The 25,738-nt window shown below is 46.3% G+C and carries 24 protein-coding genes and 1 pseudogene; 5 read left to right on the top strand and 20 right to left on the bottom strand.

From position 1 onward, the window contains the following. Positions 1-197 precede the first annotated feature (197 nt). Positions 198-2,126, bottom strand: coding sequence for an Hsp70 family protein (locus tag ACE1CM_RS44160; RefSeq protein WP_374885781.1), 1,929 nt, complete (start codon positions 2,124-2,126; stop codon positions 198-200). A gap of 83 nt (positions 2,127-2,209) precedes the next feature. Beyond that, the gene (locus ACE1CM_RS44165) at positions 2,210-3,100 is read right to left on the bottom strand and encodes a hypothetical protein (RefSeq protein WP_374885783.1); all 891 of its coding nucleotides are present in this window, start codon (positions 3,098-3,100) and stop codon (positions 2,210-2,212) included. A 109-nt stretch (positions 3,101-3,209) separates the two neighbouring features. Between ACE1CM_RS44165 and ACE1CM_RS44170 the strand changes: the two genes are divergently transcribed. From ACE1CM_RS44170 to ACE1CM_RS44180, 3 genes are all read left to right on the top strand, one after another. Then, entirely contained in the window at positions 3,210-3,461 is a 252-nt protein-coding gene (locus tag ACE1CM_RS44170) for a hypothetical protein (protein ID WP_374885785.1), read from the top strand. A gap of 314 nt (positions 3,462-3,775) precedes the next feature. Next, positions 3,776-4,123, top strand: coding sequence for a Dethiobiotin synthetase (locus tag ACE1CM_RS44175; protein ID WP_374885787.1), 348 nt, complete (start codon positions 3,776-3,778; stop codon positions 4,121-4,123). A gap of 34 nt (positions 4,124-4,157) precedes the next feature. Then, positions 4,158-4,649, top strand: a complete 492-nt coding sequence (locus ACE1CM_RS44180; RefSeq protein WP_374885789.1) for a DinB family protein — start codon at positions 4,158-4,160, stop codon at positions 4,647-4,649. A gap of 4 nt (positions 4,650-4,653) precedes the next feature. Here the strand turns inward: ACE1CM_RS44180 and ACE1CM_RS44185 are convergent, their stop codons facing one another. From ACE1CM_RS44185 to ACE1CM_RS44245, 13 genes and pseudogenes are all read right to left on the bottom strand, one after another. Next, positions 4,654-5,193, bottom strand: a complete 540-nt coding sequence (locus ACE1CM_RS44185; RefSeq protein WP_374885791.1) for a hypothetical protein — start codon at positions 5,191-5,193, stop codon at positions 4,654-4,656. A 259-nt stretch (positions 5,194-5,452) separates the two neighbouring features. Further along, a complete protein-coding gene (locus ACE1CM_RS44190; RefSeq protein ID WP_374885793.1) occupies positions 5,453-6,157 on the bottom strand; it encodes a zinc-binding dehydrogenase in 705 nt (234 codons plus the stop codon). Positions 6,158-6,380: 223 nt separating this feature from the next. Further along, positions 6,381-7,460 (bottom strand): glycosyltransferase family 4 protein, encoded by a 1,080-nt coding sequence (locus ACE1CM_RS44195; protein WP_374885795.1) that lies wholly within the window; start codon positions 7,458-7,460, stop codon positions 6,381-6,383. Positions 7,461-8,093: 633 nt separating this feature from the next. After that, complete coding sequence (locus ACE1CM_RS44200; RefSeq protein ID WP_374885797.1) at positions 8,094-8,369, bottom strand: DUF1830 domain-containing protein; 276 nt, start codon at positions 8,367-8,369, stop codon at positions 8,094-8,096. A gap of 826 nt (positions 8,370-9,195) precedes the next feature. Continuing rightward, complete coding sequence (gene moeB, locus ACE1CM_RS44205) at positions 9,196-10,368, bottom strand: molybdopterin-synthase adenylyltransferase MoeB (protein WP_374885824.1); 1,173 nt, start codon at positions 10,366-10,368, stop codon at positions 9,196-9,198. Between the two features lie 59 nt (positions 10,369-10,427). Continuing rightward, complete coding sequence (locus ACE1CM_RS44210; protein WP_374885799.1) at positions 10,428-10,928, bottom strand: Mov34/MPN/PAD-1 family protein; 501 nt, start codon at positions 10,926-10,928, stop codon at positions 10,428-10,430. A gap of 178 nt (positions 10,929-11,106) precedes the next feature. Beyond that, on the bottom strand, positions 11,107-11,835 hold the full coding sequence (locus ACE1CM_RS44215; RefSeq protein ID WP_374885802.1) for an ABC transporter ATP-binding protein: 729 nt from the start codon (positions 11,833-11,835) through the stop codon (positions 11,107-11,109). Positions 11,836-11,910: 75 nt separating this feature from the next. After that, on the bottom strand, positions 11,911-12,135 hold the full coding sequence (locus ACE1CM_RS44220; protein WP_226584627.1) for a ferredoxin family protein: 225 nt from the start codon (positions 12,133-12,135) through the stop codon (positions 11,911-11,913). 378 nt (positions 12,136-12,513) lie between these two features. Next, entirely contained in the window at positions 12,514-13,557 is a 1,044-nt protein-coding gene (locus ACE1CM_RS44225; RefSeq protein WP_374885804.1) for an RNA-guided endonuclease InsQ/TnpB family protein, read from the bottom strand. A gap of 12 nt (positions 13,558-13,569) precedes the next feature. After that, positions 13,570-13,713, bottom strand: coding sequence for a helix-turn-helix domain-containing protein (locus tag ACE1CM_RS44230; protein WP_374885806.1), 144 nt, complete (start codon positions 13,711-13,713; stop codon positions 13,570-13,572). A 383-nt stretch (positions 13,714-14,096) separates the two neighbouring features. Then, positions 14,097-14,345, bottom strand: a pseudogene (locus ACE1CM_RS44235) (CocE/NonD family hydrolase); the annotation flags it as partial. A 26-nt stretch (positions 14,346-14,371) separates the two neighbouring features. After that, the gene (locus ACE1CM_RS44240) at positions 14,372-14,830 is read right to left on the bottom strand and encodes a cupin domain-containing protein (protein WP_374885808.1); all 459 of its coding nucleotides are present in this window, start codon (positions 14,828-14,830) and stop codon (positions 14,372-14,374) included. An 89-nt stretch (positions 14,831-14,919) separates the two neighbouring features. Next, positions 14,920-15,696, bottom strand: coding sequence for a cysteine hydrolase family protein (locus tag ACE1CM_RS44245; RefSeq protein WP_374885810.1), 777 nt, complete (start codon positions 15,694-15,696; stop codon positions 14,920-14,922). Between the two features lie 94 nt (positions 15,697-15,790). On the opposite strand from ACE1CM_RS44245, the gene ACE1CM_RS44250 reads away from it, so the two are divergent. Continuing rightward, a complete protein-coding gene (locus ACE1CM_RS44250; protein WP_374885812.1) occupies positions 15,791-16,186 on the top strand; it encodes a GFA family protein in 396 nt (131 codons plus the stop codon). 17 nt (positions 16,187-16,203) lie between these two features. Here ACE1CM_RS44250 and ACE1CM_RS44255 read toward each other — a convergent pair whose 3' ends face one another. Then, positions 16,204-16,407: a hypothetical protein gene (locus ACE1CM_RS44255; protein WP_374885814.1), complete on the bottom strand. Its 204-nt coding sequence runs from the start codon at positions 16,405-16,407 to the stop codon at positions 16,204-16,206. A 103-nt stretch (positions 16,408-16,510) separates the two neighbouring features. On the opposite strand from ACE1CM_RS44255, the gene ACE1CM_RS44260 reads away from it, so the two are divergent. After that, positions 16,511-17,929, top strand: a complete 1,419-nt coding sequence (locus tag ACE1CM_RS44260; RefSeq protein WP_374885816.1) for an amidohydrolase — start codon at positions 16,511-16,513, stop codon at positions 17,927-17,929. Positions 17,930-18,220: 291 nt separating this feature from the next. On the opposite strand, the gene ACE1CM_RS44265 is transcribed toward ACE1CM_RS44260, so the two are convergent. The 4 genes from ACE1CM_RS44265 to ACE1CM_RS44280 all read right to left on the bottom strand — a co-directional run bounded on the left by ACE1CM_RS44265 (position 18,221) and on the right by ACE1CM_RS44280 (position 25,417). After that, a complete protein-coding gene (locus tag ACE1CM_RS44265; protein WP_374885817.1) occupies positions 18,221-22,285 on the bottom strand; it encodes a GAF domain-containing protein in 4,065 nt (1,354 codons plus the stop codon). 450 nt (positions 22,286-22,735) lie between these two features. Beyond that, positions 22,736-22,873 (bottom strand): hypothetical protein, encoded by a 138-nt coding sequence (locus ACE1CM_RS44270; protein WP_374885819.1) that lies wholly within the window; start codon positions 22,871-22,873, stop codon positions 22,736-22,738. Positions 22,874-23,112: 239 nt separating this feature from the next. After that, positions 23,113-24,591: a glutamate synthase small subunit gene (gltD, locus tag ACE1CM_RS44275; protein ID WP_374885820.1), complete on the bottom strand. Its 1,479-nt coding sequence runs from the start codon at positions 24,589-24,591 to the stop codon at positions 23,113-23,115. Positions 24,592-24,766: 175 nt separating this feature from the next. Beyond that, positions 24,767-25,417, bottom strand: coding sequence for a CPBP family intramembrane glutamic endopeptidase (locus tag ACE1CM_RS44280; RefSeq protein ID WP_374885822.1), 651 nt, complete (start codon positions 25,415-25,417; stop codon positions 24,767-24,769). Positions 25,418-25,738: the final 321 nt, after the last annotated feature.

Consider the following 25,738-nt stretch of genomic DNA (forward strand, 5'->3'; position numbering starts at 1 on the left):
AAGCCCCCCTTGGTAAGGGGGGAAACTGGAAAGCCCCCCTTGGTAAGGGGGGAAACTGGAAAGCCCCCCTTGGTAAGGGGGGAAACTGGAAAGCCCCCCTTGGTAAGGGGGGTTGGGGGGATCGATGCGTAAGTCCTGAGACTGTTCAGACAAATCTGCAATTCTTCAATTCTTCAATTCTTCAATCTCCCATCTCCCTATTGAATCAAGATAATTGCCTCTTCCGCCTTAGCGTCCAAAGCATTTTTCAGTTGTTGTCCAACTTTGCCAATCAATTCGTCAAACGCCTCCCGTTGCTGCGTCATACTTTTTTTCAGGCTTTTTTGCAGGTCGGGATTCATTTTTTCGCACATTTCGTCGATGGCGCGATCGCTCAATGCCATAAAACGTATCCAACCAGGAATATCTATCTTTGTCTTGAGCGCTTCAGTAATTTTTTCTTTGTTTAACCGCACTCCCTCGCCTAAAAATGCTGCCCCATATACCAGGGCAATTGGTAACACAAAATGCCCCGTTAGTAGCAGCGCAATCAAGCTGCCAATCGTACCTCCAGCAATAATTAAACTGACTAGAAATGCGACTGTCACCCCAAGCACATCTTCTGCAAAAGATAGTTGCGGGTTAACGACGGCAGAGTCAATTCCTCCCTCAAATCGCAAGCTGCTTTTAGAGATTTGAAACTTTTGACAGATGGGATCGGTTTCTGTGGCTAAGTCGGGGCGAATCTGGGTATTAAACCAACTAACGCATTGGGTATTGATGATTTGCTGCGCGCGATCGCTTTTCAACCACTGTAACGCCCGCTGTTCAATTGTGCTTTGCAAATCTGCCAATGTCCGTATTTTGTTGTCTTTCCATTCTTTTAACCCGGATTTCACCGCATTTTGCAGCAAACCGTCGGATAATGGCGGCAAAAGCAAGTCAATTAACCCTGGAATATGTTTCGATACAATCTGTTTCAGCTTGGGCGAATCGCACAGTTTATTCACCTCTTCTTTAAACGCTGCCGCACGCAATTCCCAGCGTCCAACTCTGGCTAAACCAAGGGCAATGCACCTTTCTGGTTCTGGATCTGGGCGCACTTGTGTAGCAGGTTCTGGGAATATTTCCGCACAAACGTCGCGGGTGAATTTCATCCGCGATGCGCCTCCAGTCATCAGCACAACTTGCGGCACAATCCCTTGATCTTTCAGTTTTTCTTTGGCTTCGTTTACGGCTTCGCGAAATGATTGCATCCAGCTTTTATTTTCTAATTCGGGTAGCGGCTGGTTGATAATTTCCTCCATAATCAATTTGTTGACTTGGGGGATAAAGTGAATTTGTGGGGTGATAAATTCAAATCCCCGCGCAAACGTAGCCGGCTCGCTGTAAAGTTGTTCGTTAGAAAAGTAATCTTCTTTAACTCTACGGCATTGAATTTCGCTGCGAAATTTGTGATATGAATGTTGCTCAAATATTTTTTTGAGTAACTCTTTATGCTCGTGGTTGGCTAAAGTCCGGGCAAAAATTGCTTTGTCGATCAAGCTTGCGCCTAAATTGTTGCGCCCGAAATCTAGCGGCATTTCGTGCAAGCTTTTAACCAGGGTAAAATCTGTCGTGGAAGAGCCAATATCAACGATCAAAACCGTGGAAAGCAGTTCGTTATATCCCAGCTTTCCGCCTTCCTTGGCTTGCATGAAAGCTGCCCGCGATTCTGGGATTACGCTTAATTTTTTAATCCCGGCTTCTTTGATTAGGGTTTGGTATTCTTGTCGTTCTTCTGTTGACCATCCAGAGGGGCAACCAACGTAATATTGGCTGACTTCGCCGCCTTCAATTTGTTTGCTTTCTTTTAAGATGCGGTCGTAGGTTTCGACAAAGTTGTGGATTGTTTGGCGATATTTTGGCGAATTGTTTGGTTTTTGTTTGAAACCAATTTGCAGTTGGGTGACGCCTGCTTGGATTAATGCTTGGTCGCCTACTAAAATGCCTAGTTCGGGATGGATACCGATGGCGGTGATTTGGATTTTTTTGTTATTTACTTCTAGCATCTGGGGGGGTTCGATGCTTTCTACTTTGGCTTTGGCTACGGCGGTTTCGCCATGTCCTAAATCGAATCCAATTGTTTCTAGTACTTGTGTATCCATAGTTGATAAGTTAAGAAAATGAGTTAATGAACCGCAGAGGCGCAGAGGACGCAGAGGAAGAGGAGAAGAAAGAGATTTTGGGGTTATTGGGTTGATGTTGGTTCGATTACGCGTCCGCGTCTGAGTAAGCGATCGCTTTTCAATAAGGCAGGGGTTAGGGTAATGTAATCTTTGGTTAATCCGTCGATGCTTGGCTCGAAGTCGAAGTATTCGCGGCGGCTACGTTCGTCGCCCGGTCGGTAATTCTGCACCCGAATTCCCTGTTCCATTAATATTTGCGGTACGAGTTTGCTTATTTCTAATGCCATTTGAGGGTTGCCTAAAAATGATGCGCCCCAAAGTTTTTGGAGAAAGTCTAGCATTTCTGGCATTTCTTCGATCCCGCTGGCGTTGAGCGGTTTTTGAATTTCTGCCAGTGCGACGGCGCGATCGATTGTGTTAAGTGCATCGGCTAGGTTGTCTAAAAGGAATTTGCTGTCTACTTGTACGGGGGGTAGTGCTGCTTGGATTGGTTGGATTTCGGTACTGTTTTCTCGGTTATCTTTGTCGAATTTTATGGCAATTTCCAATCCTACCAATACTGCTATCAGCAAAACATCCGTCCAGGCGGCGGGGGTTTCTCTTGTTAGGGAAAACGATGTGCTGATGATACCGACGGCGGTGAGTATTTGCAGTCCTTTTAATATCAGTCTGTTGGGGGATGTGGGTTTGATTGGGGTAGGGATGGCATCCGCTGGGGAGGATATTGCTGTTTCGTTGGTAGCAGAAATTGCCGTCATCGACTGTCGCAGCGTATCCAGGAATAATTTTACTAACCTTACCTGGCTAACGCTCAGTTCTCCAATGTAATTTTTTTCTACATTATCGAGTTGGTTTTGCACCAGCCCAACCACTTGTTTCAGGCTACCTGCTTTATCAATTTCTATCTCAAGTGTGTTGCGTTCTTTGTTAAAAAGTGTCAGCAATGTTTTCATCGGTTCCTCCCCTCTTTTCCTTTCGGTGTTTTAGATTAAAATACATTTTGAGCGTATTATCTCCCCAGCCCTAGATATCTACTTTAGCAACTTAATCTCGCCCGATGCAGTGCTATCAACCGACTGCTTTCAGTGTGGATTCTATCACTTTGCCGATTCATACCAAGTTGCAGGGAGGGAAACTAGGGGCGGGTTACTCCTTTGTCGCCCGGAGAATATCTATTTATTGAACCGCCAAGAAGCCAAGGACGCCAAGAAAGAAGAAACGAAGAAGAGAGGCATCTTGTGGCGCACCCGTTGGGTAGGACGCCAAGAAAGAAGAAAGGAAGAAGAGAGGCATCTTGTGGCGCACTGGGAGTAATCAGATCTCTCGTGGTTTTTTAGCATCGGCAGGTATTACCCGCCCCTACAGAGTATGAATATGGATGACCTCGCCTTACCCGAACCCACTTAGCATTTTATACAAGGGTTACCTTACTGCAAATCCCGCTCTACAGTATCAGCATCAGCTCTATATACCAATCAATAGATATTATTTAATCCACTCCAGACTTTGATTTAGGTAGTTTTTCAACTGAGATATGCCATCTTTGTAGTAAAATTGTTTAAACCAGTTGAGTGGAGCAAACGCCGATTAAAATAAATCTAAAATCTAAAATCTAAAAGTCCCCATTCATGAACTACAAAACGGCTCGTAACTTTTTATTAACTCAAGGAACTGCCCTCCAAACCCAGCAAAATCCCAATGACTTACTGATGATGCTAAAACTTGGCAAGCCGCCAGTACCCGGTCAAATGACATCGATATTAGTGGCGCTGAAAATTGTATTTGATGTGGTGCAACAAGAACCCAACCTCGACCGGGAACTAACGCTGGCGCTGCATTTGCTGTGTTATGAAAGCTACCGACTGTACGTAGAAGGACGTTTTGCTGGAGTGGAATGGCCTCCTTTGTTGGATCAAGATTTAGAACGGATAGCGTACGCTGTCCGCAGTATTTTCGCAGGCACAAAGCAAGGTTAAGCTAAACGAATAAGTGAATTTGATCGCTCCTACTATGTTGACAACTTACTTCCAAATGCTCGCTCGGTACAATACATTGGCAAACCGCAGGCTTTACGGAGTTTGCGCTCGACTTTCAGATCAGGAACGCAAGCAGACTCGACCGGCTTTTTTTAAGAGCATTCACGGCACGCTCAACCATCTTATCGTCAGCGATCGTGTCTGGATGGGGCGGTTCGAGGGGCAACCAATCGACTCGCCCCAAAAGGACGAAATCCTCTACGATGACTTCGACCAGCTTTGGGGAGCGCGCATCGAAGAAGACGATCGAATTGAAAAGTTCATGTCGGGTATAACTGAAGAATTCCTCAGCGGTAAAATCAAGTACCGCGATATGGAAGGTAGAACCCATAACGATCCGGTTACTTTGTTAGTCGCACACTTTTTCAACAAACAAACCCACCATCGGGGACAAATTCACGATTTGTTAATGCAAACTGAAGTTGCCCCGCCCATTTTAGACCTGCACCGCATTTTCCGACCTTAATTTATTATCGGTTTCGCAGTTCTGTTTGTATTTTTTCTAAATCTTCTTTGAGCAGAATCGTCATTCTACCGATGATGGGTCTACCTTCTCGCGGTTGGGCAACTTCTACCCAGTAGGCAAAGCGCTGTCCTAATCGTAACTCGCCTTGCAATGCTTCAAGTAAGGGTGCATTTCGACTCCGAGCCAGGTTAACGACCGTCTCGTCAGGATAGGCGTAAACTACCCTTGCCCGTTGGAAATCTTGATAAATACCCAATCCGTAAATAATCCGCAAAGTTTCTTGCAGACGGTCAGCATTAACGCCATTTACTAAATCAAATATCTCAAAACGTTCGCTGCGGACGATACCAGTTCTCAGCGGTGGAGTTGCTCTTCCGGGTGGCAGCGTTGAAGCTTGAAACACAAATCTTTGGGCAGCTGTATCGCTTTTGCGTACCAATAAAGTTTCGCCACTTTGGGGACTTAAAGTGGGATTTGCTTGTATCCAAGCTGCCACTTCGTCGGTAGTTTGTCCCGGTAGGGCGTTAGCTGATAATGGAAACAATAACGAACAATAAAAAATTAGAAAACTAATCCCATTTTTCCTTGAAAACAAGCTTAATTTAGCCTGCGTAGGCAGGCTTCGTTTGTGTAGCCACACCCTTAAGGGTGTCGGAATATTATTACTAATTGGTATAAACAGCGGTGTTTTTGGCATTTTTCATTTTTGATTTTTAACTAAATACTCCTGTTTCTGAAATCTCGTTCCAAGGCTAAGCAAATAAACAAGATTTGGCAGGCGAAATGCCTACCCAAGTGTATATTTATACATCCGTTACCATTGCGACTTTAATCGACTTGCGAGGTTTCATATCGCGAAACACTTGCTCTAAATCTCGCAAGGGGCGGTGTTCGCTCACCATTAATTCCAACGGAATGGTGCGACTTGCTAGTAGGGAAAGTGCTTCTCGCACGTACAGCGGCGTGTTGTGAAATACACCTAGGAGCGTCAGTTCGCTGTAGTGGAGTTGCTCGCTATTAACCCGCTTCACCTTCGACCGGGCCACCCCGTGCAGCACCCAGGCTAACGGTTCGGTCATCGATGCTAGGGCGTCGGGCAAGTCTTCGGGGAGGCGCCACAGGTTATGTTTGACGATTTGAGCTGTAATTTTGAGATATTCGGCAAATTTGCCGTTATTCCAGGTCAAATTCGGGCAAAGCGAATATTCCTGACCTTGACAAAAGAACCACTTCATGCATGGGCCGGAGTTGTTGGCAACTACGCGATCGCCCACCTGCCAACCGAGTACTTGGCTGCCTACCGCCACAATTTCCCCAGCTGCTTCGTGACCGAATCGGGTAGGGGGTTTGAGCATTTTGGCGTCACCGCCGCGACGCCAAACCTTAAGGTCGGTGCCCCAGGTTGTGGCGGCACCGACCTTGATTGCTACTTCACCGGCGACTGGGGTTGGGTCAGCCACCGTTTCCAGACGTAAATCTTCTTGACCGTAAAGTACCGCTGCTAACAAAACTTAAGTATTAACCGCCGATAGCGGACGAGACTTCAGAGTCAGGTTATCACGGCGGAGTGTCACAAGCGATAGCAGGGAAGGTACTTCTTGGTGGCAAGAGGTGCAGAACCAATAAATTTCTGCGTGACGGACGTGCCGGAGGATGGTTCCACCACAACATGGGCAAGTGTTACTGCGTGGATTCATTGTCTGATACTCCCTGCTACTCAAAAATTGTGAATTAATAGGATGACATGGGTGCTGGGGCATGAATGCGACCGTTCCAAGCAATTCGATTTTCAATTACTTGTCGGTACGCTGCTTCATAACCGTCTACCATCTGAGAAACGCTAAAGTTATTTGCTACATGGTCGCGACATGTTTGTCGCGATAGTTCTAATGCGGCTGGTATTAAAGCTGCGATTTCATCTACACTTTGGCAGACGAAACCCGTCTTGCCGTGGGCGATCACCTCCGGAACTGAACCAAGATTGATGCCGATAGCGGGGGTTCCCGTTGCCATCGATTCGATCGTTACCAAGCCAAATGGTTCGCGCCCGGTAATGGGGAACAGGGTGACGGCGGCATTTCCTAATAGCTCAACTTTTTCAGCGTGGCTAATTTCACCCAGATACTCGATTTGTTTGCCATCTAGCTGGGGTGCAATTTCTGTTTCAAAGAACTCCCTATCCACCCGATCGATTTTGCCTGCCATTTTTAAGCGCCAGCCAGTTTTGCGTGCAATTGCGATCGCGTGGTGCGGACCTTTTTCCGGAGATAGGCGGCCTAAAAATGCCAGATACGGCGGATCTGAAGCTTGAGCAAAAAAAAATGGATAACCTCCCAGGTCAATGCCGTTGTAAACCGTTCTAATGTAATTCAGCCCTACGCCATCCCGCTGGTCGTTACTGATGCTGATAAAAGCCTGCTTGCCATGATGGCTAAAAATTTTGCTGTTATCGGTTGTAAACTTGCCGTGCAGCGTGTGAATCGTGGGCGTTTTCACCAAACTGCCAAACGGCAAGGCGGCAATCCCTACATGGGAATGAATGATGTCAAATTCTGCGGCTCTTTCGTAAACCCGGCTTAGTTCTAACATTTCATAAGCCGAGTACTCTTTGATATTGGGGTCATTGCGCAACCCACGGGGATAAACCGACTCTAATTTGGCTAAACTTTGCGAATCCCCCGTAGCAAACAAAACTACTTCATGGCCTCGGCGTACAAGTTCGTCCGTCAGGTAGCTTACTACCAGTTCAATTCCGCCGTATGCTGGCGGGGGAACTCTTTCCCAGAGGGGTGAAACTTGAGCGATTTTCATAGTTTTCCTGGCTTGGTTTGCAGCTTCAACCGTTTTTTAGCTTTCAGGTTCTTGCTTTATCCTTTGGCTTCCCATTTACTTGTTACTTTTGGCAATCCCGATTTTGGTTGTGTTTTGCAAGGGACCTGTCCCGGTTTTTACTATCTTCCATCTGACGTCTCGATTTAACTTATCCTCCCCATAAACTGCGATTTCGGTTCACCTTACCAAGCTTTGAGCCTCCTGAGTTTAATCGCCGCGACTATGGCTGCTAGCGCCAATATTCTTTTACTATATAGCCGATTTGTTGCTTACCTCATCTATCTTTAGACACATGTGGTTTTTACCGATCCCATAGGTTTACCATCGCTTTCTCCCTTGTTGAGATTCTTTTTTGCTTGATCCCCATTTTCCTGCTTTAAGCTTGCTAAAGTTTTTCAACTGGCGATGCCACAGCGTCTTTCCCCCATAATCGCTTCCTCTTTTCACCCCCTCCCATGCTTCTTTTCATCTACGTCAAACTACTGAGCTTTCCCCTTCTTATCCCTTCAGCTTTTTTTGTACCATAGGTACTTTTACCTTTTAACTCATTTCCCACTTTCCGTATCTTCACTGATGCTGCTGTTTCCCCAACCATTAACATCAATTAGCTACTCAATTTGAGTGCGTCGTTGAGGTTAATTCAAATATATTGATTCCTTCGTTCACCCACAAGCGATCGCAAGAAATTTTCTTCAATAAAATTTCCCTGCCCGTTTTACTTATATAAACTTCCAATTTCGCCTCTGGCACAGCTTCAAATAACAAACGATCTCCTGGAAATACCACCCGCTCAAAGTTTAAATTTGGTATATTTGTGACGCGAGCTATTTGAATTTCGCTCGTAAAATTGCCGTAGTAACACAGATTTTTGCTATTCACCTTTAGCACCTTGTAACCTCCCTGGTTTGCTGTTGCGTTCAGCGATTCGCTATTGTAAGGCAACCAGTCTAGAGGGGCGACATTTTTTAGATTTTCTTCTTATCTAACTAATGACCAGGCTCTATCTCACGCCATTCAATAACGATGAACTAACTTTGTCTTAAGCTTTTTTTATCTGTTTCAGTACAATACTGTTATTGCTTCTACATTACATCTACCTTGAGTTTGACTCTTTTTGCTGTATTCAATGCTACAATCATCTTTTTTACTAATAATGTTTCACCTCTCTTGCTTCAAACAAACCATTGGTAATAAGTCAAGGGGTCATATGTTTATATTTGTAAAGGTTAAAAGCGGTCATTTTTCCGAGAAACTTTCCAACGAGGCCAACATCTTTGGTAATCGTTGAAACAAAGCTGCAACAATAGCTTCTTCTCTGCAAATCCCCCTATCGGTGCTATCTTTCGGCATCGACTCCCAGGTTTGACATGGTTTTGACCGTTCTAATTGTGGTGTCGGACAGTACATGACTATCATCCTCAATTCGTTCCTGAGGGGGGAATAGCGATATGACCATCGCCCCATAGGGACAACGGCGGGTTGTAGAACCGGGCCTACTACCCTGGATTTGAGCGCTAGCAACGACTATCACGCACCCCCCTATTTACTATGATGCCTAATCCTGGGGGATCAACTTAAAATTTATCAATAATTAACGTTATAGTAAGGGGATCAAGAAAAAAGCAAGTATTTTGTAGGTTGGGTTGAGCTTGTTCAACCCAACACCCGCAGGTTGGTAGGTTGGGTTTCCTCATGTCAACCCAACCTACCTTTCTTAGTATTCAGGCACAGATGAATCGACTTCGCGACTCCAAGCGGTAATTCCGCCTTTGACGTTAATGCCGTCGATACCATGTTCCTTGAGAATGCCCAAAGCTTTCGCCGAACGTCCGCCCATCTTACAATGAGCAATCAAGCGATGACCGTTGAGCATTTCTTTGATTTTGGTAACGCCTTCACCTTTTTCGATGTCGGGTAGCGGTACCAAGACAGCACCGGGAATTTTGGCAATTTGGTACTCGTTGGGGTTGCGGACATCCACGAGAATGAAATCATCCGCACCGCTATCGAGTAGCTGCTTTAATTCTTTCACGGTCATCTCTTGCATTTCCATCTGCCGTTTAGCCTCCTCTGCTTTAGCTTGGGGAATACCGCAGAATTGTTCGTAGTCTATCAATTTTTCGATCGTCGGACGCACGGGATTTGGTCGCAGTTTCAATTCCCGGAATTTCATTTCCAGCGCATTGTATAGCAGCAGTCGTCCGCTTAAGGTTGTCCCCTGCCCCATGATAATTTTGATCGTTTCGGTTGCTTGGATAACGCCAATAATTCCCGGTAAGACTCCTAAGACGCCGCCTTCTGCACAAGAAGGAACCATCCCTGGTGGCGGGGGTTCGGGGTACAAGTCGCGGTAATTTGGGCCATCTTGGTAGTTAAAGACTGTCGCTTGCCCTTCAAACCGGAAAATCGAACCGTAAACGTTGGGTTTGTTCAGCAATACGCAAGCATCGTTTACCAGGTAGCGGGTGGGGAAGTTATCCGTTCCATCCACCACGATGTCGTAAGGTTTGATAATGTCGAGGGCGTTTGCGGAAGATATCCGAGTTTCGTATAAATCAACCTGGCAAGCTGGGTTAATTTCCAAAATCCGGTTTTTGGCAGATTCTATTTTAGGTTTGCCTACCCAGGATGTGCCGTGGATGACTTGGCGTTGTAAGTTGGAACAATCTACGACATCGAAATCCACAATCCCAATCCGTCCAATTCCCGCAGCAGCTAAATACAGCAGCAGCGGCGAACCTAGTCCGCCTGTACCGATGCATAAAACGCTGGCAGCTTTGAGGCGTTTTTGCCCTTCTAGTCCGACTTCGGGCAAAATTAGGTGACGCGAGTATCGTTCGTAGTCTTCTTTAGTTAGCTGGATCTCGTCCAGATTCGGATTCAGCATAGCGATCGCATGGTGCGGAGTCAGGACTAAATATATTACACCGAAACTGTCCCGCTCTCTCACCTATTTTTAGAATAGTTTTCTAATTGGTCAACCAGCGATATTTCTTCCCTCTGAAACTCTCGGTCGTCGTCTAGACCCCAGCTAGTCACATCTACTGCTTTCCCAGAACAGACGGAAACGATGATATACGAGTATTCCTGCCAAGCCACCTGTCTGTCAAATTCCGATGGTATGGCGGCACAATCTGGGTGCGAATGGTAAATGCCGATGATCGCTAGGTGGCGATCGCGTGCTGCTTTTTGCGCTTTGAGGATATCAGTAGGTGCGATCCCATAATTTCCCCGCTTCGTTTCCCCCAACTTCGCCAAAGGTTCTATCCCTTGAAATGCCTTCATTGCCTCTTCATCCCAAGCATTTTCCGTCCCTAGCACATCCACCACCGTTTTACTATCTCTTCTCACCAGTCCCAACAGCAACCCGCAGCACTCTTGCGGATAAGCGCTTTCCCCATGGCTACAGATAGCTTGCAGATGCTCCCTACTGAGTTCAATTGTCACTAAAATTCCTTTGTTCTCTACCTATATTTTTTGCCAATTTTCTGATATTATTATTTTATGCTTTTAGTATCTACTTCATAATAATGGAAATCTGTCCTGTTTTTTTTTAATTACAAATATCCCATTATGAATATAGTACCATGCAAGCGAACCAAAAAACAGTCGCCAGCGATATATTTTAATGACTTTGACCGACGCCGAGATAAAGTTCGCCGACTTTGGGGTCATTGAGTAATTCGGAACCGGGGGCGGTAAAGCGGTCGCGTCCTGATTCTAAAACATAACCCCGATCCGCCATTTCCAGAGCCTTGCGAGCATTTTGTTCCACCAGGATAATCGCAGTGCCTGCCTGATTAATGCTTTTGATTTGGTCAAAAACACTCGTGACCAGAATCGGAGACAAAGCAGCCGAAGGTTCATCCAACAAAAGCAAAGAAGGTTCCAGCATCAACGCCCTACCCATCGCCAACATCTGACGTTCCCCACCGGAAAGCGTACCCGCCCGCTGGCGGTGTCGTCGCCGCAAAACGGGAAAAGAATCAAAGATTTTCTCCTTCAAAGGTTGGATTGAGTCCTGGCGGATAAACCCGCCCATTTCCAGATTTTCTTCCACCGTCAGGGAAGGAAACACATTAGCAATTTGCGGCACGTAGCACATCCCCCGCCTCACAATTTGATCTGGCTTCAAGCCGCCGATATTCTTGCCTTTAAAAGTAATTTTGCCCTTATGGGGAGTTAGCAGCCCAAAAATAGTCTTAACCAAAGTTGATTTACCAGCCCCATTAGGGCCAATAACGGCGACCAATTCCCCCGCATCGATGCGAAAATTGATGCCTTGAAGGATATCCAGGTCTTTTACATACCCGGCGTAAACATCCTCAACTACTAATAACGGGTCATGGGTCATGGGTCATGAGTCATGGGGTAATGGCTAATTGCTAATGATATCCAACAATTAGCCATTAGCAATTAGCCATTAGCATTACGGCGTCTTTTGCAAATCGGGACGTTCTTCTGGAACAATAGCCCCTTCTACAGGGCATACCTGTAGACATATACCACAATCGATACAAGTGGAAAAGTCGATCCAATACCAGTCAGTCCCTTTAACATTTTTACCTGGCCCTGGGTGAATGCAGGCAACCGGACAAGCTTCAACGCAGTCGGCTACGCCTTCGCAGGTGTTGGTAACAATAGTGTGTGCCACAGTGTTCTGATCTCCCTCTAGATGCGGCAAACAAGATAGACTTGCTTGACCTATTAAGAATTCTAAACAGATTTGCCTGAGAGAGGGAGCGGGTGTGCAGGTGTGCGGGGGTGCAGGTGTGCTGCTGGAAGCGCCTAAAAATTGCTTTTCCCATAGAAACGATCTTCTTGGCTGGAATTTCTCTGACAATTCCACCTGCCGAATCAGCCCACTTGCCCAAATTCACCATCAACCTTCGGGAGTTGGAGAGCAACCGCGATTTATCCGGGGGATGAAACACGACGCGAGCGAATTTATTCGCTCGTTTTGTATAGGTTCAATAAATTATAGAGTGAACTACCACACACCGACCGCTAGGTACGGTGTGGGCTTCCCAATTCATCGGGGGTTGCCGCTACAGTAGTAGACTTGCGCCCATACCGTTTTGGTCTTACACCCCCTCCAAGGGCAGTATCGCTGGTTCCCAACGACAATATCCGCAAGCCTACCCTTCGGGTTCCGCGTCAGCGGTACATTTTTGATATTGATTGCCGCGTTGATATCTCGATCGTGCCGATTATTACAGTGAGGGCAATCGAATTCTCGCACCGACAGATCCATTTTTGGCAGCGACAGCAAAGTGTTAGAACAAAGATGGCTGGAAGGAAAAAACCGATCTACTTCAATATAGATTTTTCCATCTGATTCAGCGTACTTGAGCATGGTGCAAAACATCCCCCATCCCACATCAGCAATAGCTTTAGCAAGGGAATGATTTTTTACCATGTTTTTTACTGCCAGATTTTCTACTGCAATTACTTGGTTCTCGTTTACTATCTTGCGGGATAGCTTGTGTATAAAATCTTCACGCACTCTAGCTATTTTAGAATGTACTTTAGCTATAGCTAGTTTAGCCTTACGACGCTGGTTAGTTGTTTTATCTTTTTTTCGTGATAACTTACGCTGTTTACTTTTAAGATTTCTTTCGGGTTTTTTCAGTTTGGGATTCCTATATTTAGTTTCTTCACTTGTTACACAAAAATCAATCAATCCTAAGTCTATACCTATCGCTTTACCCTGGTCGCTTGCTGCTGGCTTATCAGCTTCATTGTCAATTAACAAAGAAGCATAATATCTACCATCTGGCATTTTGGAAACAGTTACGTTTTTCAGTTTCCCGACAGTATCACGATGGATTTTAGCCTTGACAATACCTAGCTTTCCAGGGAATTTAATCTCTGTATCACTGAGGATTTTTACATTAGCTGGATACTGTAAAGACTGTCTGCCATGTCTATTTTTGAGCCTAGGGTACTCGGCTCTACCATCAAAGAAGTTGATCAAAGCCTGAGACAGATTTAAACACGATTGCTGAAGACATTGCGAGTAGCATTCTTTCAGCCATTCATGTTCTACCTTCCAGATAGGTATTTGTTTTTTCATGTCATAAGCAGATCAGCCCTTACCCGTCTCTTTGTAAGTTTGAGACATGGTAACTAGAGATTGATTCCAAACCCAACGGACGCATCCAAAAGCCTGAGCTAGATGCTGCTGCTGTTCTATAGTTGGATAAATCCTTACCTTAAGTGCTTTGAACATGAGAGCGACCTTATCACGATTATATAACCATGATAACATAGGCCGAGAAAAGAGTCAAGGGATTTGTTCGTCTCGTCGCCCATCCTGACCTTTCCGAGATCTCCTATTTGTCGGTTTTGATTGGGATGGGACTCCTCACCTCACTCGCCTCTCATCCCACACCAACCCTATCGGGTATGGATGTGGGGATTCCCGTCTGTCTAGCTAAATTAATCGTTGAACAATCAGTCTTGACGTGCCAAAAACTTCGCCCAAGACAACGCCCTGATTCGTTACCTAACTTCCTCTCATAGTAAGTTCAGCGATTGAGGGCATTTTGTTGTCCAGGTTGGAGGCAGCACGGCAGATGTACAACACTTGCCGCAGGAGTTGCCATGCGCCGGATCAAACTCATCCGACAATTCAGGGCAGTCGAATAACTCGAATTTGCCTTCGGATGTGCCGCGTCCGAGGACGTCTTGGAGCGCGACAATATAGCTGTGGGAAGAAGCGTACCAAGTCGGGTGGGCGTAGACTACGGTGGATGCGATCGCTCTCCCATATGGTTGTCTCATTAACAACACCGGGAAACTTCGCTCTTCTTCGGGACGGTATACATCTGCATCCAGCCGCCTAGTGTCACGGATAACCATCGATACCGTCTATTTTTTACGTACGTTTAACATCGAACTAAAGCATCCGAACGACACAAAACCGCCATATCTTCTTCATCTAACTCGACTGGTACGCCCCTGCGAATCAGTTCGGCAAAATCTTCGTTTGGCACCATGACTGTTAGTGCGTACAACCGCGTAGAACCTGTATTTTCAATTACATGCGTCCCCGTAGCCGGGACTAGAATGCTATCTCCCGCTTGAATTTTCACGGTTTTGCCATCGCAGGTTGCTAACCCTTCACCTTTGAGGATAAAAAACATTTCTGCCGCAAACTGATGTCGGTTTGGCGGTGTTTTTCCGCCTAGATCAAAGATCTCGACGCAAAAAGTAAAAGAAATATCGTCGGTTGTCGGATCGAAGACAATCGCCAAACGATTGCTATCGCTAGGACTGATGCGAAACGCTTGGTATTGCTTGGGCGTTTTCGCATCCGGAATGACGCAACGAGGGGAGTCAATCATAAGGATTTTGGTAATTGGTAATTGGTAATTGGTAATTGGTAATTGGTAATTGGTTTTTTGCTTTTCTATTACCGATTACCGATTACCGATTACCCAATCGATTTGATTGCTTCCAGGATAGCTTGGGAATCGGCGACAAAGCCAAAGCATTGTTTAACGTTATATAAAGTTGCTAACCAACAATACTCTGGCGAAGTCGTAGCGGTGCAATCTTTGACTAAGATGCAGTCATAGCCTAAAAAATTGGCATCTTGCAGCGTTGTCATTACGCACTGGTCGGCGTTGACGCCTGCAAAGAATAGAGTAGTTTTTCCTAAGTTCCGCAGGATACTATCTAAAGGCGTATCCCAAAATCCGCTCATGCGATATTTATCGATGGGGATATCTTCGGGTTTTTGTTCTAATTCATCGACTACAGCAGCAGCCCAACTACCTGCCATGAGTACTTTAGCACCATTTTTGGGCAACGGGTCGCCGAGTCCGACACCAACGCCAGTAGGGTTGTAAACGTGAAGCGCTGCGGGGCTAATATTGAGCAAGTCGGGACGATTGCCCCAGTTTACCCAAATGACTGGAACTTTTGCCGCCCGCAGTTCTGGTAATAATGCTTTTAAAGGTTCGATCGGTTCGCGCGCCGGTGTCACGTCTACCCCAATATGTGCCAACCAACCATCGGGGTGACAAAAGTCATTTTGCATGTCGATGACCAAAATTGCCGTTTTCGCCAAGTCGAGGCGCAGTGTCTTGGTTTGGGTCGGCAAGGTAATGGTGCGTACATCTAGGGGTGGACGGGTGATGTCGGCGATCGCTTCGTTAACTCCCCAAGCGTTTGGCGGAACTCCCAGCGTATGTAAAGGTCGATTCATAGCTGTTTCTAATTTTTGATGCCATATTATCCCACCCTTGCAACATTAGTCAGTTATCATTTGTCACAGTCATTTGCCTGCCGATCTTTTAGTTATGACTGATAACCAAATAAACGAACCCGTCACCTATGAAGGTGGATGTCACTGCGGTGCTGTGCGCTTTCGTGTCGTTGTATACAAGCACGAGGCGGATGATTGCAACTGCTCGATTTGCAAAAATAAGGGCTTTTTACACCTAATCGTGCCGCCAGAGCAGTTTACACTCCTCAGCGGTGAGCATGTGCTAACTACGTACACGTTTAATACGGGTGTCGCAAAGCATACTTTCTGTCGGATTTGCGGCATCCACGCCTTTTATCGTCCGCGATCGCACCCCGACCAGATCGACGTTAATCTGCGCTGTCTGGATGGCGACGTCATCTCTCGCTTTAAAATTATTCCCTTCGATGGCGCTAATTGGGAAGAAAGTATAAAATCCTTCCGTCAATAATTATAATTTTAGAGGGTTCAATCATCAGGGAACTGCCAGCACGAGATCCGTTCCACTTTTTTGCTAGCGCAGGTGGGACAAATTGCATCAAAGGTGGAATCTACCCATTCATAGCTGCAAGTGCGACAGTGGCAGAAAATATTATTGTGGTTGGCGATGGCAATTTTTTGCTGCCAATCTCGGAGATCGGAGATATCTTGTTGGGAGAGAGATTCTGACATAGGATTTTCTCTACAGTGGGATGGGGAACTAATATAGAAATCTGATTGGAATGTTGATGATTATTGAGAATCAATCTTATCAGGTAATGGGAAGGATAAATCTGTGAACTTTACGATTCAAAATGTTCTGATTCCGCAAGCAGAGGGTTACGCAACGGTGGACGTGCAGATCGAGGGCGATCGCATTACTGGTATTGCTTCCCATATAGAAGTCGTCGGTACCGCAGTGGATGGACAAAACAAGCTGTTACTGCCCGGTTTTATAAACGCGCATACCCATTCTTCGGAAATGTGGCATCGGGGTTTAATTCCCATGCTGCCTTTAGAATTATGGCTGGCTGCACTTTACGATATCACCCCGCTAGATCCAGAGCAAGTTTATCTAAGCGCCTTGGCGACGGCAGTAGAAACAATATTATCTGGCGGTACAAGCGTTGTCGATCATTTAGTGTTAATTCCAGGCAAAGAATTAGAAACGATCGGCGCCGCAGTGAAAGCTTATCGGGAAATTGGCATTCGCGCTTTTGTCGCGCCTTTGGTGCAAGATGAATCTTTCGCGGCGGGGGTTCCTTCTGGGGGAAGCGAAAAGAATTACGCTGCTTATTTTCGCTCAACAGCAGCGACGTTGGAATTAATCGAAACGGCGGTGAAGCAATTCCATCGTCCCGATGAAGGGGTTTATATTTTGGTAGCACCTACGGGAATTCAGTTATCAACAGATGCGTTATTTGAAGGATGTATTGAATTGAGCGAACGCTACGATCTCTGCCGCCATTCACACCTGTTGGAAACATTAGCGCAACAATTACTAGCCCAAGAAAAATATGGCTGTAGCGCCGTCGAACATCTCAAAGAAATTGGCTATCTCAGTCACAAAACATCCCTCGCCCATTGCGTGTGGCTGAACGATTCTGATATTGAAATTTTGGATCAAACTCAATCTACAGTCGTTCACAACCCCTTGAGCAATTTACGTTTGGGAAGCGGTATTGCACCGATTTTAAAATATCGCAAAGCGGGAGTTAACGTGACTTTTGGTTGTGATGGTGCGTCGAGTAACGACTCGCAAGATCTACTCGAAGCGATTAAAATTGGCTCAATTTTGCACAATACAACCGACCGGGATTATCATCACTGGATTACTCCGCTTCAAGCTGTGGAAATGGCTTCTAAAGGAGGAGCAATCGGTTTGAATCTGGGGGATGAACTGGGGGCGATCGCCGTCGGTAAAAAAGCCGATTTAGTCCTCTACGATTTGACTAATTTATCTTTGCTACCCCGCACCGATCCGATTGGATTATTAATTTTAGGTCGTCCGACTCAAGTGGTGCATAGCGTTTGGATTGATGGCAAACAAATTGTAGCCGATGGCAAAGTTAAAACTATCAATGTCGATGAGTTGCGGCAAGAACTATTTAGCCGCAGCCAATGGTATAATAACCTGCAATTTCCGAGTGTTTCTCCCATGGAAGAACGCTATCGCACCGTCATGGGTTTACCGGATAAATCCTCAGAATTGTAGGAGGTTGCTAATGGCTAATGGCTAATTGGTAATGGCTAATTGGTAATTGCTAATTGGTAATTGGTAATTGGTAATTGCTAATTGGTAATTGCTAATTGGGAGAGTTTATGCCTGGTTGCTATTATAGCATTTTTCCTGGCATTAGCCATTACGCAAAGAAACAAAGGTGAGCCGAAAAATCCTTGGGAAAGCGAACCAGAGATATGCCGACGGCACGCGCAAGGGACGACGGTCGAAACCGGGTTTCTTTTCCCCATTAACCATTAGCAATTAACCATTAGCAATTAGCAATTAGCCATTAGCCATTAGCGCAACGATCTGCTCGAACTGAAAGTCTACAGCTAAGTCAGTCAAGGTAATCGCGAGAGAACAATTTTCTGCGGGAATTTGATCGATTAGCTGAAAAATCAGCCCATCGTTACCTGTGACTGCTGCTTGGTATAGCTGTTTCATCCAGTTAGTTGGCATCTTGGCAATCCCAAGCGCGATGTCAGAATTCGGCATTGTTTCTAGGTTTTGCAAGTTTGGCAAATTTTGCCGTTGGCTTTCTATCTGGGGTGCTTCATCTTCGTAGAGATATTTTACCCCTAGATGTTGAGCGATTGCTCTGAGCAGTTCCTCTTGTTTAAAAGGTTTACGCACGAATTCGTCGCATCCCGCTGATATGATAACTTGTCGTTCTTCTTCAAACGCACTGGCTGTTAGGACAATAATCGCCGTTTCTTTTCCCTTGGGGTGAGATTTAATTCGTTTGGTTGCTTCATAGCCATCCATTACTGGCATTCGCCAATCCATACAAATCAGGTGGGGTTCCCAACTTTCCCATATTTCTATCGCTTCTTGTCCGTTTTCTGCCTCGCGTACTTCAAAGCCTAACGAGGTGAGAAATTCCACTAGCAATAAGCGATTGCTTGGCTTATCTTCTACCGCAAGGATGCGATAGCTGGGTTGGTTTGGCGCTAAACCAACGACTTTTTTAACAATATGCTGGTTTGTTTCCAATCGAGGGTTCTCAACCGAACTTGCCAAAATATTAAAGCCAAACTTTGCTCCTTCCCCAGGTTGACTGCTGACGGTAATTTCTCCTCCCATCAATTGCACGAATTTTTGACTAATGCATAAACCCAAACCCGTTCCTTGATTCGATTTCAAACCTGTTTTGGTTTGCTCAAAGGCTCTAAATAATTTATCGATTTCTTCAGGGGCAATACCGGGGCCGGTATCTTCTATTTCAAAATGCAATTGGTAATTGCGTTCCCAGGCAGATCCAGGGAACGAGGGTAATTGGGAATTGGATTTTTCCCGAACGGTGACCCGCAAAGTAACGCTGCCTTTTTCGGTAAATTTAATCGCATTACCTAGCAGGTTAATTAATACCTGGCGCAGTTTACTTTCGTCGGTTATAATAAATTGAGTCACGTCATTACTGCGCGAGAAGGTTAGCTGTAAGCCTTTGGATTCGGCTTTCAGTCGTAGCATTTCTTCGAGACTATTTAGCAGGCGATATAGGTCAAAGTCGTTTTCGTTGAGCGCAACTCGCCCTGACTCGATTTTGGACATTTCTAGAATATCGTTAATCAATTCCAGTAAATGCTCGCCGCTGCGATTAATAATGCCTAAAAATTGCTGGTGTTCGGGGGCTAAGGATTGGTTGCGGTTGAGTATTTGGCTGAAACCAAGAATGGCGTTGAGGGGGGTACGCAGTTCGTGACTCATATTGGCAAGGAATTCGCTTTTAGCTTTGTTGGCATTATCGGCAGCTTCCTTGGCTTTTTGTAGTTCAATTGACTGTTTTTGCGTTTGTGCTAATAATTCGGCTTGTTGGATCGCAACGCCCAATTGTTCGCCAATTTGCACGACCATTTTAATTTCCGCGTTCGTCCATTGGCGGGGTGAGGAATTTTGGTAAGTGGCTAGCAATCCCCACAGTTTATTGCCGCAGAAAATCGGTACGATGATATAGGCTCTAACTTGAAATTGCTCTAATATTTCCAGGTAACAAGGCGTAAAATTAGCTGAGTAAATATCAGAAACGCAGCGGTAACTCGTCCTCTCGTTGTAAATACCGCCTTGGGTTGCTTGCAAATAAGTATCGGTGCCTTTTATTGGGTTATTGATATTTGCCAATGTTCTGACAGCGCAAGTTGATTCAATCACCGCTGTTTCAGTTAGCTCGAATTCGTTGTTTTGTCGCTGCATTAGGGGTATCCATCCAGATGCGACGGATTCGGATACGAACTCGCCACTCCAGTCGGAATTAAAACGATAAATGACGGCGCGATCGCATCCTAACGCTTGCTGCAATTCAAACGTTGTAGCGCCAAATATCTGTTCGATATCCAAAGTTTGCCGCATTCTTTGAATAATCTTGGCGATCGCTTTCTCTCTTGCGGCGATTTCCCGTAATGCTGACTCGACTTGCTTGCGTTCCGCCGCATCCCGCGACACTCCCACCGTCATGACGACTTGACCTTCCGAGTTAAAAATCGGCGATTTAATCGTGTCGAACTGTCCCACAACTCCGTCATGTCGCGTCACCGGCTCTTCTAAAATTATTAAAGTCTCACCCGTATTAAACACATAGGCATCGTCTTTGATGTACTGCTGGGTGTAATCCGGGTCATTAAACGGAGCATCGATGATATCGCGCAGTTCTTCGTTCGTCATTCCGTAATAGTCGCGAAATGCTTTGTTCCCCCACACGATGCGCGATTTTGGCCCTTTCACCAGTACCATATCTGTAATCGCGTCGAGGATTTGCCGGTACATTTGTTCCGACTCCCGCAGCGCTGCTTCTGCTCGTTGGCGATCGCGCGTTTCCATCGCCAGTGCTGTCATATACGCTAAATAACTGGCAAAGTTTTGCGATTCAATTGACCAACGTCTAGCAGTTTTTGTATGTTCTAAACACAGCACCCCCACCGTTGTTCCTTTCAACTGAATCGGCACATCCAACATCGAGGTTATCGATAAAGCATTCAAATAAGATGCCCCAAGTTCTTTCGTTCGCTTGTCATTACGTGCATCGTGAGCTGCAATGACTCGCGAGGTTTCTAATGCTTGGAAATAGTGCGGATAATCCACTACAGAAATTTTCGCCCCCAGGCTGTGTTGCTCCAGGGAAAGTTCGTATAAATCGGCACAGTAAAGCTGGGATTTGTCATCGTTATAAAACCACAAGCTCCCCCGTTCTACGTCGAGGGTACGACATGCCAGTTTGGTAATTTCTGCCAGCGCCGCGCTGAAATTACCTTCGTATAAATTATTGCTTTTCGCCAGTTTCAGCAACCCGATTTGTTGTTTTCTCAGACGAGTTTGGCTGGCTCGCAATGCCGATTCGGCTGCGATTCTTTCTTTAATTTCTGTCTGTAGCGCTGCATTGGTCGCCCTTAACTCCCAAGTGCGTTCTTGTACCCGAATTTCTAACTCCTCGTAGGCACCGCGCAAGGCAGATTCGGCTTTTTGCCGCTGCAATTCGGCAGCAGCTCTAGCAGCAAATATCTGCATAATCGCCTTGGCGCTGTCTGGGTGCTTTAAAGGGCGATCGCTATTGATGCACAGCACACCGATTACTTGCTGCTGTCCGTCTAACAGCGGCACTCCCAGGTAACATACGGCACCCATCGCTTTTAACCCCAAGGCTTTGGGAAACCGTTCCTGCACTCGATCTGGGAAGTAAAATAATTTTCCTTCTTCAACCACTGGCTGGCAGGGAGTATCGATTGCGTCATACTCAAAGCCGCTCTCTGCCTTGTCACCCGACCAAAAAGCCAGGGTTTTTAACCGCATAGGGCCGGTAATTTCTGCTACAAAAACATTGCGAAGGTCCAGCGCCGATGCCAAATGCTGCACTAACGCGGGGAAAAATTCTTCTCCAATTACCGAAGCTGTGCCCGTGACTACACTTTGTAACGTTTGTTCGGCTTGCTGGCGTTCGGCAATCTGCCGTTGTAATTCCTGATTTATAGCTGCGAGTCGATCTGGTGTTTGTAACGATAAAAATTGCGGCAGCAGCGTTACCATTTCTAGGGCCGTGTAGCAGGAAACCAACGCGGTAAGCGCTTGTTCGATCCCGGATACCCAGTAAGCAGGATGCCACAGGGTCCAGATGTCGAGCAAGTGACCCGTACCGCAAGCCAGGATAAAAGCACCAAATAAAACAAATACTTTGAGGAAGGGTACGTCACTCCGCTTGTGGACGAAGTAGACCAGCATCACCGGAATCGAGAAATAAGCGATCGCTATCAGCAAGTCGCTCACCACGTGCAGCCCTACGAGTGGAGTTTGCCACAAGTAACAGTGACCGTGGGGAATGTACTGACTCGGTGAAAATAGATTTTTTAAGATTTCCCACATTTAACTCTAGCCCTACCCTGGTAATAATTGTTACATGGCATCTCAAACCAGCCATCTATCCAGAGATAGATATTGAGCCATATTGCTATTTTTTTAAGCTGGCTCAAAACCGCCCTTCACTTTCAGTTTAACGCTCCGAACAAGCCAGTATCTACAAGTTTTGCTCAGCTTGTTGTCGGGTAATTTTTACTTAGAAAGCCGCGGCTTTCTTTGAGGTGATAATTAAATATTTTTATTTTAAATTTTAATTGATTAAAACTAAAAATTGAATAACAGATTAAAAAATCAACAAAATTATCCAACTTAATCCCGTAAAATTGTTTTTAGTAATACAGTTAGGCAGGAATTTAACCGTTTACCTGGAGAAGATATAGAGCAATAATTTGATTGTAGTAGCAAAGAACAACAAATTTTGCTGCATCCCATACGGGTGCGTTCAACGACAGGATTTTACCATTGGCTAAAAAATGGGGAGGGGAAAGGCAATTTTAACTTGTCTTTCCCCTCCACCTTTTGACGCTGGCGATCGCTCATATCATGTCCGGTTAAATACCCATAGTTAGGAATGACTTGGGAGAACGGTGACACGGTGACGGGTCGAGATTTTTATTAAGGGTAATTAGGCGGACATCATATCACCAGTTATTTAAGTACATTCATTCATTGACAAAACCTACGCGATTTCATATCTATCTCAAACCTGCGGCTAATGGCGTTCCCAGGCAGAGCCGTGGGAACGAGGCTAATAGCTAATCTCAGGAAAAATGCCTGCTTATTGTGAGCTTCTCTGGCGCAATTAGCAATGAGAAATTAGCAATTAGCTGTGATTAAGGCAGGTCGGTATTCCCCATCAGATAGCGATCGCATTCCCGCGCCACTCCCCGTCCTTCGTTAATCGCCCACACAACGAGGCTTTGTCCGCGACGGCAGTCCCCAGCCGCAAATACACCGGGAATGCTGGTAGCAAATTTACCATGCTCTGCTTTGACATTGCTTCGTGCATCCCGTTCCAATCCGAGGGCATCGAGCAAAGGTTGTTCCGGGCCGAGGAAGCCCATCGCCAGCAAGACTAACTGTGCAGGTATAACTTTTTCAGTACCGGGGACGTGCTTGGGTATAAATTGTCCTTTTTCGTTTTTCTCCCACTGCACTTGCACGGTGTGGACGGCTTTGACATGTCCGCTTTCGTCGCCTTCAAACTTGGTCGCCGTGGTGGTATAAACGCGAGGGTCGTCGCCAAACACTGCGGCGGCTTCTTCCTGTCCGTAGTCCATCTTGTAAACTTTAGGCCATTCGGGCCAGGGATTGTCCGCAGCGCGTTCTGCGGGAGGTTTGGGCAAAATTTCCACTTGCACCAAACTCTTGCAGCCGTGGCGAATCGACGTCCCCACGCAGTCTGTACCAGTGTCGCCACCGCCGATAATCACGACATCTTTTCCGGCGGCGGAGATGGGCGCGTCGCTCTTATCTAAAATTGCTTTTGTATTGGCGGTGAGGAATTCCATCGCAAAGTGGATGCCTTTCAAATCCCGCCCTTCAATCGGCAGATCGCGCGGCTTAGTTGCACCCGTGCAAAGGAGTACGGCATCGAATTCTTTCAGCAGTTGTTCGGCGGGTAAATCTTTCCCAACTTCGGTATTGCAGACAAATTTCACGCCTTCTTCTTCCAGGACGTTGAGACGGCGCAAAACAACTTGTTCCTTATCCAACTTCATGTTGGGAATGCCGTACATCAGCAGACCACCCGGACGATCGGCGCGTTCAAATACAGTCACCCAATGACCAGCCCGGTTAAGTTGTGCCGCCGCCGCCAGTCCCGCCGGACCAGATCCGATAATCGCGACCTTTTTCCCCGTGCGCTTGGTCGGCAGTTCAGGTGCGATCCAGCCTTCATCCCAGCCTTTTTCGGCGATTGAGTACTCGATATTTTTGATCGTCACGGGCGGGTTGTTTATACCCAGCACGCAAGAACCCTCGCAGGGTGCGGGACAGACGCGCCCAGTAAATTCGGGGAAATTGTTGGTTTTGTGCAAGCGATCTAGCGCTTCTTTCCAGAGTCCGCGATAAACGAGGTCGTTCCATTCCGGAATCAGATTATTGATCGGACAGCCGCTTGCCATGCCGCTGATGAGTGTCCCCGTGTGGCAGAATGGGATGCCGCAGTCCATACAGCGCGCGCCTTGGGTGCGGAGTTTTTCCTCCGGCATGTGCAGGTGGAACTCGTCCCAATTGCGGATGCGATCGCTAGGCGATATTTCCGACGGCAACTCGCGCAAGAATTCGATAAAGCCAGTTGGTTTGCCCATAATCTTGTCTGGTGTCGATACCTGGACTTTGAATTCTAGAGCCAGCAGCCTTGTCAGGGCTGATTTGTCACAGAAATCTTTAACTTTAGCAGCGACTGGCGGACAAATTGTTGGTAGTTCTTATCCTGCTTCCCGGCTAATTTGCGATAGTTTCTTCTGAATCTGGGCAAGCGTATTATGCTCTTCGCCGCGGCGCAACGATCAAACCAATCGAGTCTGTGACGATATGGGCAACAATGCAAGCAAGTAGGTCATGGGTCATAAGGTAAAACCCCGTGAACAAGCTACCGGAGATGAAGAACGTCAGTACCGAACCCCAACCCCAAAGTGGCAGATGCACCATTGCGAACGCGGTTAACGCAATCAATCCTGCCCACCCGTAACCGACAAATAACGATAGCCGTGCGATCGCGTAACCTCGGTAAAGAATTTCCTCCGCCGTTCCACCCGTAATCACTGCAAAAATCAGAAACCAAATCGGCAACTGGTTCAGCTGGGCAAGACCTGTTTCAAAGCCGTTCAGCTGCATCTTTTTGAGCATCCAGATTAAAACAGGCGACACCAAGAAAATGAGTACGCCCGCCAGAAGTAGCCCCCACATGAAAGATTGCCACTGGAATCGCAAACCGATCGAGGTAAGAGATTGCTTCTCCCAAACAATCAAGATTGTCAGCACTAAACCTACAAGTAACCAAAGAAACAGTTGCTCGATTACTTTCGTCAGCAATCGTTCCCGATCGCCTAGTATTCTGTTTGCTGGACTGACTAACAGAATTGGACCTGCCAGCGCAATACTCAGCCCCAAAACCGATGGCAAAAAATTCAATCGCTAAGAGCCTCCTAATCGCTTTGGTTTTCCTGCTTTGGCATAGCACGCGAGTCACGGGACATCGTTCTAATCGTTCGATTTATCAGTTGTAGGGTGCGTTAGGCGGTAGCCGTAACGCACCGCTGCTGGGACCCGAATCATAAAGCCTCAAAGCACTATAACGAGCTGGCAATACTCACACAGGCAATCTGCTTTCTCCTTTTGCCCCTGAACTTTCTCATTTCAGTAATTCGCGCATATATTTTAGTGTTTTCCGCAAGCTTTATGGCAATCTGCTTTCTCCTTTTGCCCCTGAACTTTCTCATTTCAGTAATTCGC

This window comes from Microseira sp. BLCC-F43 (genome assembly GCF_041929235.1).
GTDB lineage: Bacteria > Cyanobacteriota > Cyanobacteriia > Cyanobacteriales > Aerosakkonemataceae > Microseira.